The sequence below is a fragment of the Sphingobium sp. FG125 genome, assembly GCF_057809795.1.
In genome coordinates, this window is sequence record NZ_JBMDKQ010000044.1 from 1 (window position 1) to 2,789 (window position 2,789).

The window sequence follows — 2,789 nt, forward strand, 5'->3', positions numbered from 1 at the left end:
TGCGCGGCGACAACTACGATGGCCGGTTGAGCGGCGACTATGATGGCCGGTAGGATCGGTTGTCTGGTCTGATCGTAGGGAGGGGCGCAGCCCCGACCGGAGAGCGGACCAGACAACCGGTGGCGATCTTTTTCCCCTTCTTTCGGGGGGCAGATCGGGGCTGTGGCGGGCGGTGGTATCGGAACACTCATCGAACAACGAGCGATGGGTTTGCGATGCCGGGCCACCACATTTCCGATCAGCAGGTATTTCTCTTCATGACCCATCGTCGCCAACACACCCAGGCCGTCGCGGCTGCCAAGGCCGGTATCAGCGAACGCAGCGCACGCCGGATCGAGAACGATCCGCAGCTTCCGTCCCAGAAGAAGAAGGAGCGCCACTGGCGCACCCGCGCCGATCCGCTCGAGCCATTCTGGCCACGTATAGAGGAGTTGCTCCAGATCGACGGTATCATTGCCGTCACGGTCTTCGAGACGCTCCAGGACGAGTTCGGCGAGGATGCTGTTCCCGATGCGATACGACGAACACTGGAACGCCGGATCGCCCGCTGGCGGGCACTGCACGGCGGCGAGAAGGAGATCTTCTTCCCGCAGCATCATGAGCCCGGTCGGCAGGGCCTGTCGGATTTCACGGTATGCGACAGTCTCAAGGTCACCGTTGCCGGCGAGACCCTGGCCTATCGCCTCTACCACTTCCGCTTGGCGGCGAGTGGCTGGGAGCATGCGGCTGTCGTGCTGGGCGGGGAGAGCTTTGCCGCCCTTTCGGAGCACCTGCAGGATGCGTTGTGGAAGCTGGGCGGTGCGCCGGCCGAACACCGCAGCGATTCCCTGTCAGCCGCCTACAAAAACCTCGACGCCGATGCGCAGCGGGATTTCACCCGAAGCTATGACGAGCTGTGTCGTCATTACGGCATGCTTGCTACCCGCAACAACCGCGGCGAGGCGCACGAGAACGGATCGATCGAAGGTCCCCATGCCCATCTCAAGCGACGGCTCGATCAGGCCTTACGCCGGCGGGGCAGCCGCGATTTCGTCAGCATCGAGGCCTGGCGCGAGTTCGTTGAGGCGCAGGTCGCCAGACAGAACCGGCGGCATGCTGCGCGCATCGATGCAGAACGCAGGGTACTCAAGGCGCTGCCCGCAAGGCGAACCACCGATTTCGCCATGGTCACCGTCGATGTCACCCGCAACGGCACCGTCGCCATCGATCGGGTTACCTATTCGGTGCCTTCCCGCCTCGTCGGACGGCGCCTCAACGTGCATCTCTTTGACGATCGCATCGAGCTCTTCCTCGGTCCGGACAGGGTAATGTCCACGCCGCGTGTGCGGATCAGTCATCCCCACCGGGGGCATAGCATCGATTTCCGGCACATGATCGGTAACCTGCGCCGCAAGCCCGGTGCACTGCGCAACCTCGTCTACCGCGAAGCCCTCTTCCCCGATCACGCCTACCGGCGGGCCTGGCAAGCCTTCGATGCCCAACTCGATGGACGGCAGGCCTGCCGCGATGCCGTCGCGCTGCTCGATATCGCCGCCAGGGGCGACTGTGTCGACGTGCTGGCCCGGCGGATCGATGAGGCTCTCGACAGCGGGCGCTTGCCCGATGTCGATGCGCTCAGGGACGAGTTCCTGCCAACCGCAAGATCGCAGCGCGATGTCGCTATCCCGCCACCCGATCTGCACAGCTACAACAGCCTGATCGCCAGCGGGGAGGTGCACTGATGACCCGCACCAAGGATCAGGCCGCCGCCGTACTGCCTACCCTGCTGAAGGCCTTGCGCCTGCCGAGCATCAACCGCAACTGGAAGCGCCTCACCGACACCGCCGATCGCGATGGCTGGCCGGCCGCCAACCTGCTGGCCTCGCTTCTCGAGATCGAGATGGCTGATCGCTCCTCCCGGCGCATCCAGCGCCATCGCGACCAGTCCGGCTTGCCCGCAGGCAAGACCTTCGCCACCTTCGATTTCGACGCCGCCCCCGGCATCCGCAAACCGCACCTCTTGTTCCTCGCCGCCGGTGACGACTGGATCGAGAACGGCGGCAACCTGCTGCTGTTCGGCCAGAGCGGGACCGGCAAGACGCACGCAGTTGCCGCCATTGGCCATGCCCTCATCGACACGGGGCGGCGCGTCCTGTTCTGCTCCACCACCGACATGGTCCAGAAGCTCCAGTCCGCGCGCCGCGACCTCAGCCTGCCCGCCATGCTCGACAAGCTCGACAAGTTCGATCTCATCGTGCTCGACGATCTGTCCTACGTCCGCAAGGACCAGGTCGAGACCAGCGCCTTGTTCGAGCTCATCGCCCACCGCTACGAACGCCACTCGCTCGCCATTACCGCCAACCAGCCATTTTCGGCATGGGACAACGTCTTCCCTGATCCCGCCATGACTGTCGCCGCGATCGACCGCCTCGTGCACCACTCGACCATCATCGAGATGAACGGCGAAAGCTACCGCAAGCGTTCCGCCGTCGCCCGCATCAACGCCGGCGATTACGACCCGCCCAATGGCGCCCCGGACCGGCCATCATAATTGTCGCTGGCTTCGCGCTCGGGAGCACCCTTGCTGAGGCAACGGGTAATTGTCGCCAGCGGCAATTACATGCCAACCATCCCATGCGCTTCAAACCCTCGCTTCCGGCCAGCGCCAGCGACAATTACCCAGCGTCATAATTGTCGCTCGACGGTTGCTCCTCGCAACAGCAAATGGTAGCCAGAATTCACCAACCGGCGCGGCCACCTATCGGCCATCAAAATTGACGCCGACCGGACACCGTAATCGTCGCGCTACA

At 64.1% G+C, this 2,789-nt stretch carries 2 protein-coding genes; both read left to right on the top strand.

Annotated elements, in window-relative coordinates; genetic code table 11:
• Positions 1–215: 215 nt before the first annotated feature.
• Positions 216–1,721 (top strand): IS21 family transposase, encoded by a 1,506-nt coding sequence (gene istA / locus ACODSR_RS20660; protein WP_489056541.1) that lies wholly within the window; start codon positions 216–218, stop codon positions 1,719–1,721.
• A complete protein-coding gene (gene istB / locus ACODSR_RS20665; RefSeq protein WP_489056542.1) occupies positions 1,721–2,530 on the top strand; it encodes an IS21-like element helper ATPase IstB in 810 nt (269 codons plus the stop codon). The genes istA and istB overlap by 1 nt, the downstream gene beginning before the upstream one ends.
• Positions 2,531–2,789 lie beyond the last annotated feature (259 nt).